This is a genomic window from Streptomyces sp. NPDC058620 (genome assembly GCF_042717135.1).
Lineage (GTDB): Bacteria > Actinomycetota > Actinomycetes > Streptomycetales > Streptomycetaceae > Streptomyces.
In genome coordinates, this window is record NZ_JBHXQO010000004.1 from 104408 (window position 1) to 121179 (window position 16772).

Here is a 16772-nt window from a genome sequence, read left to right on the forward strand (position 1 = left end):
TTTCACCCGAATGCTCCAGGTCAAGTACCGCCTCGCCGCTCGTCCTCGTTGCATGTCGGCCTCCGCGTCAACCGCCATCCGTCGCCTTCCCGTTCGACGAACCCCAGTGAGTGCAGTTCGTACAGCCGGCCGAGCGCCTCGTCGGCGGTGAGTCCGGCGGTGCGCGCCACCTCCCGGCCCTCGACGGCACCCCGGTACGGCAGAGCCTCCAGGACCCGTGCGGTCACGGCGTCGAGCAGGTCCCTGGGGAGCACGGGGCCGCGCCGCTCGGGAGCGAGATCACCGATGTCGCCGACGAGTTCGACCACTTCGGCAGCGTCGGTCACCAACACGCCCTCACCGCGCAGTAGTTCATGGACGCCGGCCGACAGTCCACTGGTCGCGGGGCCGGGCACTCCCATCGTGAAGCGGCCGAGCCGCTGGGCGCTGCGGGCGGTGACGAGTGAACCGCTGCGGTACTCGGCCTCGACCACGACCGTCCCTCTGGTCAGGGCCGCGATCACCCGGTTACGGAGGATGAACCTGCTGCGCGTCGGATGGGAACCCGGCGGCAACTCACTGATGACCAGCCCCTGTTCGGCCATGCGTCCGATCAACTCGGCGTGACCCCGCGGGTAGGACACGTCCACTCCGCAAGCGAGCACCGCCGTCGTCGCGCCGCCCGCGGCGAGGGCTCCGCGATGCGCCGCCCCGTCCACTCCGTACGCGGCCCCCGAGACCACCACCCAGCCGCGCTCCGCGAGTCCGGAACCGAGATTCGCGGCCATGTGCGCGCCGTACGGTGTGCAGGCCCGGGCGCCGACCACCGCGACCGAGCGCAGTGCCCACAGGCGCAGGTCACAACGCCCCCGCACCCACAGGCCCACGGGCCTGGCATCGCCCAGATCGTCGAGCTGCGTCGGCCACTCCCGGTCTCCGGGGCAGAGGAATCGCCCGCCGGCCGCGGCCACCGCCGCCAGATCCCGCTCCGGTTCGGCTGCCGACGCCCGTAAGCGGTATCCGCCCAGCCGCACGGCCGTCATCCCCGGCAGCTGCTCCGCCGGGCCGTCGCCGGCGGTGAGGCGCCGGACGAGCTCGACCGGACCGGTCTCCCGCAACCAGCGGCCGGCACGTTCGTCACCCGGTTCGAGAATCCGCGTCAGAGCAACCCGCGCCAGCCGCTCCCGGTCATCGCAGCCCGCCCGGTCGCCCCGCTCCCCGTATCCGCCGGAGCCACCGCCCGCCGGCCTCCCGCGCCGGTCCCGTCCCGCTACTCCAGCCCCCTCCACCAGCCGGTTCATGACGCCCCGGTCTCCATCGGCACCCCTCGCTGGATGCCCGTCCGCATTTCCAGGGCGACCGCGACATCCGAGGCGTCGGGGCGGTCGGCGGCCCGGAGATCCGCGACGGTCCACGCCACTCGCAGCACCCGGTCCAGTCCCCGTGCCGTCAGACCTCCCCGTTCCATGTCGCGCTCGGCCGCGAGCAGCGCACCGGGGGCCACGAGGAGCCTGGTCCGCAGCTCATGCCCCGGCACCTCACTGTTGGTGGCCCAGGGGGTGCCGGCGAGCCGGTCCGCCGCCCGCTCCCTGGCCTCCCGCACCCGGGCGGCAACCTCGGCCGTCGTCTCTCCCCGCCCGCCGCGCCCCATGAGGTCCGCCCGGTTGACGGGCTCCACCTCGACCCTCAGATCGACCCGGTCGAGCAGCGGCCCGGAGAGCCTCGACTGGTAGCGCCGGATCATGGAGGGCGGGCAATCGCACCCCGCCCCACTGAGGGTGTGCCGCCCGCAGGGGCACGGGTTGGCGGCCAGCACCATGAGGAAGCGCGCGGGCAGCCGGACCACTCCGGCCGCGCGGGCGACGACCACGTGCCCGGACTCCAGCGGCTGCCGCAGCGCGTCGAGCGCCCGTCCGGAGAACTCAGGTGCCTCGTCCAGAAAGAGCACACCTCTGTGAGCCAACGAGACCGCCCCTGGCCGCGGAAGGCCGTTGCCCCCGCCCACGAGGGACTGCATCGTCGCCGAGTGGTGCGGTGCGCAGTACGGCGCCCTGGTGACCAGGGGTTCACCGGGCGGGAGAATGCCCGCCACCGAATGCACCGCCGTCACTTCGAGGGATTCCTGACGGGTCAGCGGCGGCAGGATCGCCGAGAGCCGTTCCGCCAGCATGGTCTTCCCCGCGCCCGGCGGGCCCGAGAGCAGCAGGTGGTGGCCCCCCGCCGCTGCCACCTCAAGGGCCTTGCGCGGTCTGTGCTGCCCGGCGACGTCCGAGAGGTCGGGCCGGTGGCCGTCGCTGCCCTGCGCCGCGAACGGGGCAAGACCCGTCCCGACCCCCGCTCCGGGCATCATCAGCCCGGCCAGCATGCTGTCGGGGCGCCCCTGGGCCGCCATCGGTTCCTCGGGGACCGGCTCGTCCGCGAGCACGGCGATAAGCTGTCGCAGGCTCCGTACGCCGAGGACCGAGACACCCGGTACGAGGGCCGCCTCCCCTGCGGTCTGTTCCGGGACGACCACGTGGCGGTACCCCGCCTCCGCCGCGGCGAGCACCGCGGGCAGCACCCCGCGCACCGGACGGACCCTGCCGTCCAGGCCCAGCTCTCCGATCATCACCACATCGGCGATGGCCGCCGGATCGATGCGTTCCGCCGCACCGAGTACCGCGCACGCGACGGCGAGATCGAACCCGCTGCCGCTCTTGGGCACCGATGCCGGGGAGAGACCCACCGTGAGCTTCTTCTGCGGCCATTCGGCACCCGAATTGACCACCGCGGCCCTGACCCTGTCCCGGCTCTCCACCAGGCTCTTGTCGGGCAGTCCCACCAGGGTGAACGCAGCCACTCCCGGCTCCAGGTCCGCCTGGACCTCCACCACCACGCCCTCGACACCGACCAGCGCCACCGAACACGCACGAGCGAACCCCATCAGGCCACCCCCCGCACATGCTCGGCGACGGGTGCTCCACGCCGGGGCAGGACCACTCCGACCAGATCGATCCGGACCCCACCGGACGGCGGTCCGCCGTGCCGGTCGAGCCAGATCCCGGCGAGCCTTCGCAGCCGGTCGGCCTTGGCCGGTGTGACGGCCGCCATCGGATGCTCGAAGGCACCCGCTCTGCGGGTCTTGACCTCGCAGATGACCAGGGCATCGCCGTCACCTGCGACGATGTCGATCTCTCCGGCACGGCACCGCCAGTTGCGCGCCAGGACCGCCATACCCGCTTCGGTCAGCAGCCGCGCCGCCAGATCCTCGCCGTACCGCCCGAGTGCCCCCCGTGCGTTCATTCGGCACCACCTCCGGCACCGACTCTGCCGCGTCGGGCCGGACCTGGTGGATCTTGGTGGATAACTCAGCGATTGTGGATAACTCAGCCACCCGGAAGTTCGAGATCGCTCTTGTTGAGCTCCTCGATGTTGACGTCCTTGAAGGTCAGAACACGGACCTGTTTGACGAATCGGGCGGGCCGGTACATGTCCCAGACCCAGGCGTCCGCCATGGACACCTCGAAAAAGACCTCACCCTGGACCGAGTGCACTTGCATCTCGTAGTCGTTGGTGAGGTAGAAGCGCCGTTCGGTCTCGATCACATATTTGAACAGACCGACGACATCGCGGTACTCCCGGTAGAGCTTCAGCTCCATCTCGGTCTCGTACTTCTCGAGGTCCTCGGCGCTCATGGCATGTTCCCCTTCAGCCGTGCGTCCCCCTATTGTGCGTCAGCCTCTCCCGCTCCCGGTCGATTAGACGATTTCGGGGGCCAGGACCAGCGGATGACGTGGAGGACCCTCATCGAGCAGCGTGCGCAGCAGCTCGGCGAGTCTGGTCGGGTACACCGTCTCACGCGCCGCGAGCAGTTCGGCGGAAGTCCACCACCTGGAGCCCGCGATACTCCGCAGCTCCAGATCGGTGAAGGCCGTGGGGGCGGTAACGGTCTGCGCCGTTCGGGCCAGGAAGTACCACTCGTCCTGGTCCCAGCGCCGCCCGTCGAACGGAAACGAGCAGGTCCGCTTCCAGAGCACCGGGCCGAGTTCCACGTCCGTGATCCCGGTTTCCTCAGCGAGTTCGCGCAGTGCGGCCTCTTCCCGGGTCTCCTCGCCCTCCAGGCCGCCACCCGGAGTGAACCACCAGGACTTCGCCGGGTCGTCCGGTTCGAATCCGTGCAGGAGCAGGATGCGGTCGTCCGGGTCGAGGAGCACCACCCGGGCCACCCTGCGCGACTCAGCGGGCACTCGCGGGCCCCGCTGTGCGGCCGCGGCGCGAGGCGCGTGCCGCGATCGGGCCGGCGGCGGCCCCGCCCAGGATGAGTACGACGCCCACCAGCACCGCGCCGAGCTGGAGCGGCAGCGGTCCGCCGGCCGAGATCCCGCCGGGCAGCCCCGCGAAGCTCTCCGGCCTCTCGATCAGGCTCTGCGACGGCCATGCGACGGCGTCCAGCCGCGCCTGCACGGCGCTGAGCGGAACCGACCCCTGTCCGGGGTCCTCCAGGTGGACCCTGGAGTCCAGCGAGGTGCTGCGCTCGTCGCCCAGGAGGAACACCTGGCCCTTGGGAACCACGGCCGTGAAGTCCTGCTGCGCGGCCGGGGCCGCCGCCTGGCCCCCTGCGGGCAACTGCGCCTGCAGATACGGTTCCTCGACCGGCTCGCCGTTAATGGTGAGCCGCCCCTCGGCGTCGCAGCAGGCGACCTTGTCGCCACCGACACCGACCACTCTCTTCACCATCGGCTGGTTGCCCCATACCGAATCGGTGAAGACCACGACGTCCCCGCGCCTCACATCGGCGCCGTCGATCCGCTCCGCGAGCACCCGGTCCCCGGCGTTGACCGTCGGGCTCATGGATGCGGTCGGCACCGTGTACGGCTTGTACACCACCGCTCCCCAGGCGAATCCGCCGAGGAAGAGCACACAGCCGACGGCCACGGCCAGAGCCGACACCATGGTGCCGGCCCGGCCGCGGCCGTCATCGTTGCGTTGCGTACCGCTCATCCCAGCGCTCCCCCATCGGAGATCGACAATCGCTGATCCGAGTCGGCACCCTACCCGGCGGTATGCCCGCGGGTCAGCCTCCGGCGGCGCCACAACACGAGGGGCAGCGCTCCGGCTACACCCAGTGCACCCGGCGCCATCGCCGCGGCCGCGTTCAGCCCGGGCTGGTCGAAGGTGCCGGGGACCGGCAGCGTCGCCCAGCGGTTGATCGGCCAGGCGACGACGACAGCCCGGCCGACGACCTCGTCCGTGGAGACCGTGCCCTGGCCGGGCAGCTCCTGGTGGTACCGGGAGTCCAGCGAGTTGCTGCGGTGGTCACCCATCACCCAGATACGGCCGTCGGGCACCTTGATCGGCCCGAACGGCTCGTCGTTGCAGGGAGTGTCCCCGGCGAAGATGAACGACTTCTCGTCCAGCGCCTTGCCGTTGACGGTCACCGGCCCGTTCTTCTTGCACTCCACCGTGTCGCCGCCGACCGCGATGACCCGCTTGATCAGGTCCTTCTCCTCGGCCGACGGCATCAGACCGATGAAGCTGAGGAACTTCTGCGCCACATTGGGCTCGGGCGTCACGGTGTCCTCAAGCCAGCCGCCCGGGTCGTGGAAGACCACGACCTCGCCGCGCTCCGGCTCCGAGCCGAACCACGGGGTCAGCTTGTCGACCAGCACCCGGTCGCCCCGCTGCAGCGTGTTCTGCATGGAGTCGGACGGGATCGAGAACGCCTGAACCAGGAATGTCTTGATCAGCAGCGCAAGAATCAGCGCGATACCGATGAGCAGCGGCAGCTCCTTCCAGAAGGAGCGCTGCTTCTTCGGAGCCTTGCCACCACTGTCCGGGGAGTCGCCGTCACTCTCCGTCCGGCCCACCGACGCCTCCCCCTGAGACCCGGAATGCTCCGGCCGGTCCTCGGGTTCGTCGTGTCCGGATCGTGCGCCGACCGCCAAATCCCCCACATCCACTCCTCAATCCGTGCCACCGCCCGCGCCCTAGTCGGTGCAGGCCCACCACTCCCATAACGAGCGGGAGTTCCGCAGGGGTCGGGAGCGGGACCATTCCGTATCGATCCCGGGAGGACACACTATTCGACCCGGCGGTCCCGGCCGCCGTCCCCGGGCCCGCGGCCGGGACCGAGGCGTACGTCTCCCGTTCCTCCAGCTTGCGCCAGTGATCAAACGGCCATGCGATCACGACGGCCCGGCCCACGACCTCGTCCTCGGAAACCGTGCCCTTTTCCGGTTCGTCGAGATGGAAACGCGAGTCGGCGGAATTGGACCGGTGGTCACCCATCACGAAGATGCGGCCCGCCGGGACCTCTACCTCGAACTTGAGGGTGGACGGTTTGTCCTCGGGATGCACGTATCGCTCATTGAGCGGTACACCGTTGACCGTGAGCCGGCCGTCCTCGCCGCAGCATCTGACGGTGTCGCCGCCGACGGCCACCACCCGCTTGATCAGGTCCTGCTCGTCGTCGGACGGCAGCAGCCCGATGAAGGTGAGCAGTTCCTCGGCCTGCTTGAGGCCGATGGGCGGGTCCTTCTCCTGGGTGGCCTGCTCCTGCTGGAGCCAGCCTCCCGGGTCCTTGAACACGACGACGTCGCCGCGCTCCGGCCTGGAACCGAACCACGGCGTGAGTTTGTCCACCAGTACCCGGTCGCCGATCCGGATGGTCTGTTCCATCGAACCGGACGGAATCACGAACGCCTGCACCAGGAAGGTCTTGAGGACCAGCGCGATCAGCAGCGCCACGAGGATGAGGAGGGGGATCTCCTTCGCCGCGGACCTGCGCCGGCGCCGCTTGACCTTGCGGGCCAGTTTGCGGCGCTCCGCCCGGGTCGGCAGCGAACGGCGAGTGGTGGGTCTGGTCCCGGTCGGCAGCGGGACCTCCTCGTCCGACACTCCGCGCGGGCGCCCGCGGTTACCCATGGGCTCCGCCCGGTACGCCTACGCCGTCGAAGGCGCCGGTGCCGGGCAGGGAGCCCAGCCGGCCCAGCGGCCAGCCGAGCCAGTCGACCCGCCCGATCACCATGTCCACGGGGACCATGCCGCCACCGGGCTGCCCCAGGAGCTCCCGGGAGTCACGCGAGTTGCTGCGGTGGTCGCCCATCATCCACAGGGTGCCTTCGGGTACGACGATGTCGAACGCCACCGAGGACGGTTCGTCGCCCCGGTGCAGGTACTCCTCGTCCACGGACCGCCCGTTCACCTGGAGCCTCCCCTGCCGGTCGCAGCAGACCACGCGATCGCCGCCCACGCCCACCACCCGCTTCACGAAGTCGGTCTCGGCGGGTTCGGCCAGACCGAGAGACGCGGCCGCGCCGTGCAGCAGGGCGGTGACGGGGTCGCCCCCGGACGTCTCCTGGACGAAGGAGCCCGTGCCGTCGAAGACCACTACGTCGCCACGCTGTGGTGCGGAGCCGAAACGGTACGCCAGTTTGTTGACGAGGACCCGGTCCCCGACCCGCAGCGTCGACTCCATCGAGCCGCTGGGAATGAGGAAGGGCTGCACCACGAAGTTGCTGAACAGCAGCAGGATCACCGTGAGGGCGGCGCCCAGGGAGGCGGCACGCCTCCAGGACATCGCCGTGGATATCCGGCCCGGGATACGCGAAGAGCGCGACCCCTCCTCCGGCCCTTCTGCGGGTCCGGAGGAGCGATCGCGCTCTGTGTGCTGTGTGTCCGTGTCCATCGGAGCCGAAGCTTATCCGGCCGTACCGAGGACCTTGGAGTCAGCTCAGCGGTCGCGCTTCTCCTTGATCTTCGCGGCCTTGCCGCGCAGCTCACGGAGGAAGTACAGCTTGGCGCGACGGACGTCACCGCGGGTGACGAGCTCGATCTTCTCGAAGATCGGGCTGTGCACCGGGAAGGTGCGCTCGACGCCGACGCTGAAGGACACCTTGCGGACCGTGAAGGTCTCGCTGACGCCCGCGCCCTGGCGGCGGATGACGATGCCCTTGAACTGCTGGATACGGGAGCGGTTGCCCTCGATCACGCGCACGTGGACGTTGATGGTGTCACCGGCGCGGAAGGCCGGGACGTCGGTACGCAGCGAAGCGGCGTTGACGCCATCGAGCAGATGAGACATGTTGTCTGCTTTCTTCGCCGATGCCACAGGTCATCGACGGGAGAGAGGAAAGATTCGGGTGCTGATCGCGTCGGGCGGGCGTCTTTCCCCCTGTGGCAGGGGCGCACACCGGACGTACAGCAGCGTTATTCTTCCATGCCCTCGGGCCTGCGCCAAAATCGGCCGCCGGGCCCCGGGGACCAGCCGAGGATGGAAAGCATCTCCCGGTCCTTCTTGTCGAAGCCCGATGCCTCGCAACGCTCAATCAGATCCGGCCTGTTGAGCGCGGTTCGACGAAATGCCTCGTCCCGGCGCCAGCGCGCGATCCTGCCGTGGTGACCGCTGAGCAGGACCTCCGGAATACCGCGACCGCGCCACTCGGGCGGCTTGGTGTAGACGGGGCCCTCCAGCAGATTCGCCATGGCACCCGGCGCGAAGGAGTCGTCGCGGTGCGATTCGGCGTTGCCGAGGACACCCGGCAGCAGCCGCGCCACGGCCTCCGTGATGACCAGTACGGCGGCTTCCCCGCCGGCCAGGACGTAGTCCCCGATGGACACCTCGACGACCCGCATACGCGTGGCGTACTCGTCCATCACCCGGCGGTCGATGCCCTCGTACCTGGCGGGCGTGAAGATCAGCCACGGCCGCTCGGAGAGCTCCACGGCCAGTTCTTGGGTGAAGGGGCGCCCGCTGGGCGTTGGCACCACGATCACCGGGGAGTGCGCACCGGCCTCGTAGCCGTCGGCGAGCGTCTCGTCCAGGCAGTCGCCCCAGGGGCCGGTCTTCATGACCATGCCGGGACCACCGCCGTAAGGGGTGTCGTCGACCGTGTTGTGCCGGTCGTAGGTCCACTCCCGGAGGTCGTGGACGTGCACATCGAGCCGGCCGCGGGCCCGGGCCTTGCCGACGAGCGAGACGTTCAGCGGCTCCAGGTACTCCGGGAAGATCGTGACGACGTCGAGCCTCATCGGTTCCCGTCCCCGGACGGGGTGGACTCGTCGCCCTCCTCCTCGCGCGAGGTGGCGACCACGGCCTCGCTCTCGTCGATCAGCCCGGGCGGCGGGGTGATGACCACGCGCTGCTCCTCCAGGTCGATCTCGCCGACGATCTCCTCGACGAAGGGGATCATCACCTCGCTGCCGTCCGGGCGCTCCACGATGAACAGGTCCTGGGACGGCAGGTGCGTGATCTCGGTGATCCGGCCGACCTCGGTGCCGTCGGCGAGGACCACGTCGAGGTCCATGAGCTGATGGTCGTAGAACTCCTCGGGGTCCTCCGGAAGCTCGTCCGGGTCCACCTCGGCGATCAGCAGGGTGTTACGGAGGGCCTCCGCGCCCGTACGGTCGCGTACGCCCTCGAAGCGGAGCAGCAGCCTGCCGCTGTGAACCCTGCCGGACTCGATCGTCAGCGGTCCCGTCTCGGCGGGTTCGGTGGCCAGGACGGCACCGGGGCCGAGCCGCACCTCGGGCTCGTCCGTGCGCACCTCGACGGTGACCTCGCCCTTGATGCCATGGGCACGGCCGATCCGTGCGACTACCAACTGCACGCTACTTCTCCAGGTGATCGTTTACGGACGACAAAGGCCGGGGACGGCTCGAAAGCCCTCCCCGGCCCTGGCCGGTGTTCAACTCTTCAGCGAGCCTGATCCACGTCGACGAGGTCGACGCGGATACCACGGCCGCCGATGGCACCCACGACGGTACGCAGAGCGCGAGCGGTGCGGCCGTTACGACCGATCACCTTGCCGAGGTCGTCCGGGTGAACCCGGACTTCCAGCACGCGTCCACGACGCAGGTCGCGCGAGGCGACCTGCACATCGTCGGGATTTTCGACGATGCCCTTCACGAGGTGCTCGAGAGCCTCCTCGAGCATGCTCAGGCCTCGGTCGACTCGGTGGACGCAGCGTCAGCCGCCTCGTCCGCCTTCTTGTCGGCCTTCTTGGCCTTCTGGGTGATGGCCTCACCCTTGGCCTCGTCGCCGTCCGCGGTCAGAGCCTCGAACAGCGCGCGCTTGTCAGCCTTGGGCTCCGGCTGCAGGAGCGGCGGCGGGGCCGGAAGACCCTTGTGGGCCTGCCAGTCGCCGGTGAGCTTGAGGATCGCGAGAACCGGCTCGGTCGGCTGGGCGCCGACGGACAGCCAGTACTGCGCGCGCTCTGCGTTGACCTCGATGCGCGAGGGGTTCTGTACCGGGTGGTACAGGCCGATCTCCTCGATGGCCCGACCATCACGGCGGGTACGGGAGTCGGCGACGACGATGCGGTAGTGAGGCGAACGGATCTTGCCCAGACGCTTCAGCTTGATCTTGACTGCCACGGAAGTGGTGTCTCCTGGTCTTGACGTGGTTGGGCACAACGTAGATGCCACGTGGGGTTGCGGTACTCGCGTGCCCGACGGACGCGTCAGTCGGAGGAGAGAGGGGTCCTATGCGACTGTCGAGTACAGCTGTCCATTGTGCCACACCGCATCGGGTCACCCCACCGCGACCGCCGCTTCCGGAATCCGGAACGGCTTTCCGCAGCCGCCGCAGACGATGGGGGCCTGCGCGAGGACCGAGGGAACCACGCGCACATTGCGTCCGCAGTCGCAGACGGCCTTGACCCGCACGCCGCCTCCGGAGGAGCCGTGCCGGGCGGCCGGCCCTCGGAAGGAACGCTTGGTGTCGGCGGCTGTGGCGACGGTGTGCGCCTTGAGCGCGCGCTGCAGCCGTTCGATGGTCGGCCGGTACCTCCGCTTGGCCTCCGGGTTCAGGGTGACCAGCGAGAATCCGCTGCTGGGATGGGGTTCCTCGGCATGATCGAGGCCCATCTCCTCGGCGATCGCGAGGAATCGTCGGTTGTGGTAACGGCCGGCGCGCGAGGTGTCGCGGACACCTCTCGCGGCGGCGATGCCATGGACTGCCTCATGCAGCAGTCGCTCGAAAGAGAGCTCGGCGCCACAGGCGGACGACGACTCTCCGATCAGGGACTCGGGCGCGGCAAGATCGGGCAGCTCGGGGTGGTACCGCTGAATATCGGCCCACGCCTGTGCCAGCTCTGCGGCAAGTACAGGTGGTGTCGTGCTCACGTCGTGACAACGAGCCTGAGTGCCCCTGTGTTCCTATTCTGGGGCATCCCAAATAATTTGCACGTACCAGTCAGTTGCCGTTGATGCGTCCGGACGAGGGCGGGTGCGCAGATCTGCGGAGAAGGTTCACAGCTCGCACCAAGGTGGTACGTAGCGCCTCGTACGTCCGGCGCGTGGTCGCGGGGGCGGCGCGGGAGCTCCAACGGGCTCCGGGATGCGCCGGCGTCGGCCGGGACAAGGGCGACACTACCCGGCGTTCCACACGTCCCGGGCACCGGCCTGGCCCGTGCACGGAGCCCGCCGCGTACGGGGCGTCGAGTGCTCGACGTGCTGCGCGTCACGTGTCGGGTAAGACTGGGTGAGGAAGAGCACGAGCCCGCAGGGCCCGATGTCGTGTGGATCATTCCGCCGGAGCTGCTGGTCGGCGGGGGTGCACGACAGGGGCGCACAAGCATTGCCATTCAACCCCTGGACGAGACCGCGGAAGCGGAGTTCTCTGACATACGGGGGCTGCGGGCCTTCGCACACGGGGGGCCGTCCACTCGGGCACGACCGACCTCTTGGCGGATTGGGGCGCTTTCATGACACCAACGCTCGTCCGGCACCACAGGTACGCGGATTCCTCCGCCACGGTGGACGCCGGTACCCGCGCCCGCGACTGGGCCGAGATCCAGGAGCGGATGCTGGCACCGCTGTACGAAGCGGTGTACCAGCGGCTCGAAGTCGGGGCCGCCACACGCATGCTCTCCATCGGCTGCGGCTCCGGGCTGGCGCTGCTGATCGCGGCTGCCCGCGGCGCGCACGTCACGGGCGTCGACACCGACCGTGAACGGCTCGCGCTGGCCCGCGAACGCCTCCTGCCCGACGCCGGGTGGGACGGCGGCCTGGATCAGCCCGCGGAGCAGCCGAGGCTCTTCGTCGGTGCCCCGTCGGCCGCCGCTCCGGCGGCGGGCGAGGCCCCGTACAACCTCCTGACCGCGTTCAACCCGATCGGCTGTGTGACCGGTGATTCCGAAGGGCTCTCGCCCGCGCTTGAAGCGGCGGTGCGGCTGTCCGCCCGGGGCACCACCGTGATCCTGACCGGCTGGGGGCCGCCCGAGCGGTGCGCGACCGCGCCGGTCCTTCAGGTGGCGGCCCGGCTCGCCGAGTCGGCCCGCGCGCCGCGGTCCGCCGGCCTGCGGGCGGCCCGTCGCGACGATCTGGAGGATGTGGCCGCGCGTGCCGGGCTGAAGCCGGACGGTTCGGGCCGGGTGTCCTGCCCGTTCGGGTACGCCGATATGGACAGTGCGGTGCGCGGCCTGCTGTCGACCGGGCTCTTCGACTCCGCCGTTCGGGCGACCGACCGGTCCCAGGTCGAGAAGGAGGTCGCGGAGGCGCTGCATCCGCACCGCCGTCCGGACGGCACGGTGTGGATGCCCAACGTGTTCCGTTACCTGGTGTGCGTCTCCTGATTCCGTACACCCGGGACATGCGTAAGGGGCGCCCTCTTTGGGAGGGCGCCCCTTACGGCTGGTCTCTCGGCGATCAGCCCATGAACTTCTTGAACTCGTCGGGCAGCTCGAAGTTCTTGTCCTCCTGGGCCGGCAGGCCCAGCGCGCCGCCCTGGGCCGCCTGCTCGCGGCGGGCCGCCGCTGCCTGCTCCTCGGCCTTGCGCTTCATCGGGTTACCGCTCTTGCGCTTGCCCTTGGCCTGCTTGATCTGCTTCTTCTGACGGCCGGGGCCGCCGCCCATGCCCGGCATCCCCGGCATCCCCGGCATGCCGCCGCCCTGGGCCATCTTCGACATCATCTTGCGGGCCTCGAAGAACCGCTCCACCAGATTCTTCACGGCGGAGACCTCGACGCCCGAGCCCTTGGCGATACGGGCCCGGCGGGAGCCGTTGATGATCGTCGGCTCGGCGCGCTCCTTCGGGGTCATCGACTTGATGATCGCGGCCGTGCGGTCCACATCGCGCTCGTCGATGTTGTTGATCTGGTCCTTGATCTGCCCCATGCCGGGCAGCATCCCGAGCAGCTTGGAGATGGAGCCCATCTTCCTGACCTGCTCCATCTGCGCCAGGAAGTCGTCGAGCGTGAAGTCCTTGCCCTTGCTCGACGCCAGCTTGGAGGCCATTTGAGCGGCCTCTTCCTGACTGAACGTCTTCTCCGCCTGCTCGATCAGGGTGAGCAGGTCACCCATGTCGAGAATGCGGGAGGCCATGCGGTCCGGGTGGAAGGCGTCGAAGTCCTCGAGCTTCTCGCCGTTAGACGCGAACATGACCTGCTTGCCCGTGACATGGGCGATCGACAGGGCGGCGCCGCCGCGGGCGTCACCGTCGAGCTTGGAGAGGACCACGCCGTCGAAGCCGACGCCGTCGCGGAACGCCTCGGCGGTGTTGACCGCGTCCTGGCCGATCATCGCGTCGACGACGAAGAGGATCTCGTCGGGGCTGACGGCGTCGCGGATGTCCGCGGCCTGCTGCATCAGCTCCTGGTCGATACCGAGACGGCCCGCGGTGTCGACGATGACGATGTCGTGGACCTTGGCCTTGGCGAACTCGATGGAGTCCTTGGCGACCTTGACCGGGTCACCGACGCCGTTGCCCGGCTCCGGCGCGTACACCGCGACTCCGGCCCGGTCGGCGACGACGCTGAGCTGGTTGACGGCGTTGGGACGCTGGAGGTCACAGGCGACGAGCAGCGGGGAGTGGCCCTGGCCCTTGAGCCAGAGACCGAGCTTTCCGGCGAGGGTCGTCTTACCGGCACCCTGGAGGCCCGCCAGCATGATCACGGTGGGCGGGTTCTTGGCGAACCGCAGGCGCCGGGTCTCGCCGCCGAGGATGCCGACGAGCTCCTCGTTGACGATCTTGACGACCTGCTGGGCCGGATTCAGGGCCTGGGAGACCTCGGAGCCGCGCGCCCGCTCCTTGACCTTGGCGATGAAGGCACGGACCACGGGGAGCGCGACATCGGCTTCCAGCAGGGCGATACGGATCTCGCGAGCCGTGGCGTCGATGTCCGCCTCGGACAAGCGGCCCTTGCCCCTGAGGTTCTTGAAAGTCGCGGCAAGGCGGTCGGAGAGAGTATCGAACACGGCGCTCGTCGGTCCTCAGGGTCGGGGGCGGGGCAGGTCAATCGCCCTCCAGGGTATCCGGCCCCCGGAGAACACGAAGCCCTCGCCCGTTTCTCGTGACGGACAAGGGCCCCTCCGCCGCTCCGGAGGGCGGAGCGGCGGGCGGCCGGCGGAGGGGTGGCGGCCCTCAGCCGAGGGCCTTCTCGACCTCTCCGGCCACCTGTGCCGCCCGGGCGTCGGGAAGCGGATTCCCGTTGGTGTCCGTGACGTAGAACGCGTCCACGGCGTTCGCCCCGAGCGTCGAGACATGGGCGCTGCGGACCCGCACGGCACTCTGCTCCAGGGCCCTGCCGATCCGGTGCAGCAGCCCCGGTGCGTCCTGGGCGCGGACCTCGATCACCGTGGCGACCTGGGAGCCGGCCGCGGCGACGGTCACCCGGGGCGGCGGCGCCTTCACCCCGCGCCGGCGTGGATAGGCCGCCTCACGCTCCGCCAGGCGGGCCCTGATGTCCAGTGAGCCGTCCAGGGCCCGCACCAGGTCGGCGCGGAGCCGGGTGGCCTGCGGTAGCGATCCGTACTCGGCGGCGACCCGCCAGCTGAGCAGCAGCAGGTCGGCGCTGTCGCCGAGCTCGGTGGGCAGCTCGACGGCACGCAGGTCGGCGGCGCGGACCGTGAGGCGGTGCAGGGCGAGGACTCCGGCCGCCGCGGGCAGGACGCCGGGGCGGTCGGGCAGGGCGATGAGGAGTTCGACGCCGACCGGTTCCGGTCCGCCGTCCTCGGACGGGATCTCGGTCTGGGCGTGCAGGGCGAGTACGGGCTCACCTGTGCGCAGGGCCTCGATGGCGAGGCGTTCCTGTTCGGCGCTGGGCGCGGCCGGTTCCGGTTCCGGCGGGGCCTCACCGGCGAGCACGGCGGCGGCGCGCCTGACGAGGTCGGTGACGAGGGAGGCACGCCAGGTGCTCCACGCCGCGGGGCCGGTCGCGAGGGCGTCCGCCTCGGTCAGGGCGTGCAGGAGCTCCAGGGTCGAGGTGGAGCCGACCGCGGTGGCGACCGAACGGACCGTCGCGGGGTCGTCGAGGTCGCGCCGGGTGGCGGTCTCGATGAGGAGCAGATGGTGGCGTACGAGGGTGGCGATGACGCCCACGTCGTGTTTGTCGAAGCCGATGCGGCCCGCCATGTCGCGGGCGATGACCTCGCCGGCGACGGAGTGGTCGCCGGGCCAGCCCTTGCCGATGTCGTGGAGGAGCGCGGCGACGAGGAGCAGGTCGGGCCGTCCGACGCGGCGGGTGAGGGTGGAGGCGCGGACGGCCGTCTCGACGAGGTGACGGTCGACGGTCCAGGTGTGCACGGGGTTGCGCTGCGGGCGGCAGTGGACCCGTTCCCAGTCCGGCAGCAGCCGGGTGATGATCCCTTCCGATTCGAGCGCTTCCCAGACCCCCACGGTGGCCTCGCCCGCCCCGAGGAGGGTGACCAGTTCCTCGCGGGCCTCGGCCGGCCACGGCACGGGCAGCGGGCGGGCGGCGCTCGCCAGGTGACGTACGAGGTGACGGGAGAGCGGCAGCCCGGATTCGGCGGCGGCCGCGGCGGCCCGGAGGGTGAGGACGGCGTCCTTCTCGGGGCGTGCGGTGCGGGCGAGGACGACCTCGCCGTCCGCCTCCACGACCCCGTCGGCGAGCGGCGTGCGGTCGGGGGCGGGCTTGCCGCCGCCGAGCATCGCGCGCAGCCGGGGCCGGACGGAGCGGGCGCGCAGCACCCGGTTGACCTCGCGCCAGGTGACGTCGGTGGCGTACGAGACGGTGCGGGCGGCCTCGTAGACCTGGCGGAGCAACGCGTCGGCGTCCAGGAGGCCCAGTTCGGCGGCGACCTGGTCCTGCTCCTGGAGGGCGAGGCGGTCGGTCGCGCGGCCGGTGGTGAGGTGGAGGGCGTCGCGGGCGTCGAGGAGGATGCGGCGGGCCTCGGAGAGCCCTTCGCGGGGGGCGTCGGCGACCCAGGAAGCGGCGACGGCACGCAGGGCGGTGGCGTCGCGCAGGCCGCCGCGGGCTTCCTTCAGGTCGGGTTCCAGGAGGAACTGGAGCTCGCCCATGCGCTCGGCCCGTTCACGGCAGAGCTCGTCCAGGGCGGGCAGGCGCTTGGGGGCCTGGTTGCGCCAGTCGGCGAGGATGGCGGTGCGCAGTCCGGCGGCGAGGCCGAGGTCCCCGGCGACGGGGCGGGCGTCGAGCAGTCCCAGCTGGACCTTGAGGTCCTCCCCCGCCGTCTTCCGGGCTTCGGCAGGGGTGCGTACGGAGTGGTCGAGGGCGAGGCCGAGGTCCCAGACGGGGTACCAGACCCGGTCGGCGAGCGAGGCGAGGGCTCCCGCGTCGGCGCTGCCGTCGTGCAGGAGCAACAGGTCGAGGTCACTGCGCGGGGAGAGCTCGCCGCGGCCGTACCCGCCGACGGCGACGAGGGCGGCGCCCCGGACGCCCGTCTCCGCGGCAGCGGTGGTGAAGAGCGCGCTCAGCCAGTCGTCGGTCAGTGCGGCGAGTGCGGCACGGCGCGGCGGCCCGGACTGCGCCTTCTCCTGGAGGAGGCGCAGCCGGGCCGCCGCGTAGCCGCTGGGTCCCGATTCTTCGGAGTCGGTGGTCACTTCGGTGCTCGTCACC

At 70.5% G+C, this 16772-nt stretch carries 18 protein-coding genes; 1 reads left to right on the forward strand and 17 read right to left on the reverse strand.

What is annotated here, in order from left to right; genetic code table 11:
* Positions 1-20: 20 nt before the first annotated feature.
* The 15 genes from dprA to ACFWSK_RS06860 form a co-directional block, all read right to left on the reverse strand.
* On the reverse strand, positions 21-1280 hold the full coding sequence (gene dprA, locus ACFWSK_RS06790; RefSeq protein WP_383782763.1) for a DNA-processing protein DprA: 1260 nt from the start codon (positions 1278-1280) through the stop codon (positions 21-23).
* On the reverse strand, positions 1277-2902 hold the full coding sequence (locus tag ACFWSK_RS06795) for a YifB family Mg chelatase-like AAA ATPase (protein WP_383782765.1): 1626 nt from the start codon (positions 2900-2902) through the stop codon (positions 1277-1279). The genes dprA and ACFWSK_RS06795 overlap by 4 nt, the downstream gene beginning before the upstream one ends.
* Positions 2902-3261 carry a YraN family protein gene (locus ACFWSK_RS06800; RefSeq protein ID WP_383782767.1) on the reverse strand — a complete coding sequence of 120 codons (360 nt, stop codon included), beginning with the start codon at positions 3259-3261 and terminating at the stop codon, positions 2902-2904. The genes ACFWSK_RS06795 and ACFWSK_RS06800 overlap by 1 nt, the downstream gene beginning before the upstream one ends.
* A gap of 83 nt (positions 3262-3344) precedes the next feature.
* Positions 3345-3653, reverse strand: a complete 309-nt coding sequence (locus ACFWSK_RS06805; RefSeq protein WP_003965949.1) for a DUF2469 domain-containing protein — start codon at positions 3651-3653, stop codon at positions 3345-3347.
* A gap of 63 nt (positions 3654-3716) precedes the next feature.
* Positions 3717-4205 (reverse strand): NUDIX hydrolase, encoded by a 489-nt coding sequence (locus tag ACFWSK_RS06810; RefSeq protein ID WP_383782769.1) that lies wholly within the window; start codon positions 4203-4205, stop codon positions 3717-3719.
* Complete coding sequence (gene lepB, locus ACFWSK_RS06815; RefSeq protein WP_383782771.1) at positions 4195-4959, reverse strand: signal peptidase I; 765 nt, start codon at positions 4957-4959, stop codon at positions 4195-4197. Before lepB (ACFWSK_RS06815) ends, ACFWSK_RS06810 begins: the two co-directional genes overlap by 11 nt.
* 50 nt (positions 4960-5009) lie before the next feature.
* Positions 5010-5903, reverse strand: a complete 894-nt coding sequence (gene lepB, locus ACFWSK_RS06820; RefSeq protein WP_383782930.1) for a signal peptidase I — start codon at positions 5901-5903, stop codon at positions 5010-5012.
* Positions 5806-6882: a signal peptidase I gene (lepB, locus tag ACFWSK_RS06825; RefSeq protein ID WP_383782773.1), complete on the reverse strand. Its 1077-nt coding sequence runs from the start codon at positions 6880-6882 to the stop codon at positions 5806-5808. The genes lepB (ACFWSK_RS06820) and lepB (ACFWSK_RS06825) overlap by 98 nt, the downstream gene beginning before the upstream one ends.
* The gene (gene lepB / locus ACFWSK_RS06830; RefSeq protein WP_383782775.1) at positions 6875-7645 is read right to left on the reverse strand and encodes a signal peptidase I; all 771 of its coding nucleotides are present in this window, start codon (positions 7643-7645) and stop codon (positions 6875-6877) included. The genes lepB (ACFWSK_RS06825) and lepB (ACFWSK_RS06830) overlap by 8 nt, the downstream gene beginning before the upstream one ends.
* A gap of 45 nt (positions 7646-7690) precedes the next feature.
* Positions 7691-8041 (reverse strand): 50S ribosomal protein L19, encoded by a 351-nt coding sequence (gene rplS / locus ACFWSK_RS06835; RefSeq protein ID WP_382735290.1) that lies wholly within the window; start codon positions 8039-8041, stop codon positions 7691-7693.
* Positions 8042-8166: 125 nt separating this feature from the next.
* Positions 8167-8988 (reverse strand): tRNA (guanosine(37)-N1)-methyltransferase TrmD, encoded by an 822-nt coding sequence (gene trmD / locus ACFWSK_RS06840; RefSeq protein WP_383782777.1) that lies wholly within the window; start codon positions 8986-8988, stop codon positions 8167-8169.
* Complete coding sequence (gene rimM / locus ACFWSK_RS06845; protein WP_383782779.1) at positions 8985-9566, reverse strand: ribosome maturation factor RimM; 582 nt, start codon at positions 9564-9566, stop codon at positions 8985-8987. Before rimM ends, trmD begins: the two co-directional genes overlap by 4 nt.
* 86 nt (positions 9567-9652) lie before the next feature.
* On the reverse strand, positions 9653-9892 hold the full coding sequence (locus ACFWSK_RS06850; protein ID WP_383782781.1) for an RNA-binding protein: 240 nt from the start codon (positions 9890-9892) through the stop codon (positions 9653-9655).
* Between the two features lie 2 nt (positions 9893-9894).
* The gene (rpsP, locus tag ACFWSK_RS06855; RefSeq protein ID WP_383782783.1) at positions 9895-10332 is read right to left on the reverse strand and encodes a 30S ribosomal protein S16; all 438 of its coding nucleotides are present in this window, start codon (positions 10330-10332) and stop codon (positions 9895-9897) included.
* Positions 10333-10488: 156 nt separating this feature from the next.
* Positions 10489-11082: a hypothetical protein gene (locus tag ACFWSK_RS06860; protein ID WP_185298247.1), complete on the reverse strand. Its 594-nt coding sequence runs from the start codon at positions 11080-11082 to the stop codon at positions 10489-10491.
* 581 nt (positions 11083-11663) lie between these two features.
* Here ACFWSK_RS06860 and ACFWSK_RS06865 point away from each other — a divergent pair.
* Positions 11664-12533 carry a methyltransferase domain-containing protein gene (locus tag ACFWSK_RS06865; RefSeq protein ID WP_383782785.1) on the forward strand — a complete coding sequence of 290 codons (870 nt, stop codon included), beginning with the start codon at positions 11664-11666 and terminating at the stop codon, positions 12531-12533.
* A gap of 73 nt (positions 12534-12606) precedes the next feature.
* On the opposite strand, the gene ffh is transcribed toward ACFWSK_RS06865, so the two are convergent.
* Positions 12607-14154 (reverse strand): signal recognition particle protein, encoded by a 1548-nt coding sequence (gene ffh / locus ACFWSK_RS06870; RefSeq protein WP_383782787.1) that lies wholly within the window; start codon positions 14152-14154, stop codon positions 12607-12609.
* 166 nt (positions 14155-14320) lie between these two features.
* The gene (locus ACFWSK_RS06875) at positions 14321-16771 is read right to left on the reverse strand and encodes a [protein-PII] uridylyltransferase (RefSeq protein ID WP_383782789.1); all 2451 of its coding nucleotides are present in this window, start codon (positions 16769-16771) and stop codon (positions 14321-14323) included.
* Between the last annotated feature and the right edge of the window lies 1 nt (position 16772).

Excerpts from the sequence above, each read along its gene's own strand:
- lepB (WP_383782773.1), bottom strand. The coding sequence starts at position 6,882 with ATGGGTAACCGCGGGCGCCCGCGCGGAGTGTCGGACGAGGAGGTCCCG.
- rplS (WP_382735290.1), bottom strand. The coding sequence starts at position 8,041 with ATGTCTCATCTGCTCGATGGCGTCAACGCCGCTTCGCTGCGTACCGAC.
- ACFWSK_RS06865 (WP_383782785.1), top strand. The coding sequence starts at position 11,664 with ATGACACCAACGCTCGTCCGGCACCACAGGTACGCGGATTCCTCCGCC.
- ACFWSK_RS06800 (WP_383782767.1), bottom strand. The coding sequence starts at position 3,261 with ATGAACGCACGGGGGGCACTCGGGCGGTACGGCGAGGATCTGGCGGCG.
- dprA (WP_383782763.1), bottom strand. The coding sequence starts at position 1,280 with ATGAACCGGCTGGTGGAGGGGGCTGGAGTAGCGGGACGGGACCGGCGC.
- trmD (WP_383782777.1), bottom strand. The coding sequence starts at position 8,988 with ATGAGGCTCGACGTCGTCACGATCTTCCCGGAGTACCTGGAGCCGCTG.
- lepB (WP_383782771.1), bottom strand. The coding sequence starts at position 4,959 with ATGAGCGGTACGCAACGCAACGATGACGGCCGCGGCCGGGCCGGCACC.
- ACFWSK_RS06795 (WP_383782765.1), bottom strand. The coding sequence starts at position 2,902 with ATGGGGTTCGCTCGTGCGTGTTCGGTGGCGCTGGTCGGTGTCGAGGGC.
- ACFWSK_RS06805 (WP_003965949.1), bottom strand. The coding sequence starts at position 3,653 with ATGAGCGCCGAGGACCTCGAGAAGTACGAGACCGAGATGGAGCTGAAG.
- ACFWSK_RS06850 (WP_383782781.1), bottom strand. The coding sequence starts at position 9,892 with ATGCTCGAGGAGGCTCTCGAGCACCTCGTGAAGGGCATCGTCGAAAAT.
- lepB (WP_383782775.1), bottom strand. The coding sequence starts at position 7,645 with ATGGACACGGACACACAGCACACAGAGCGCGATCGCTCCTCCGGACCC.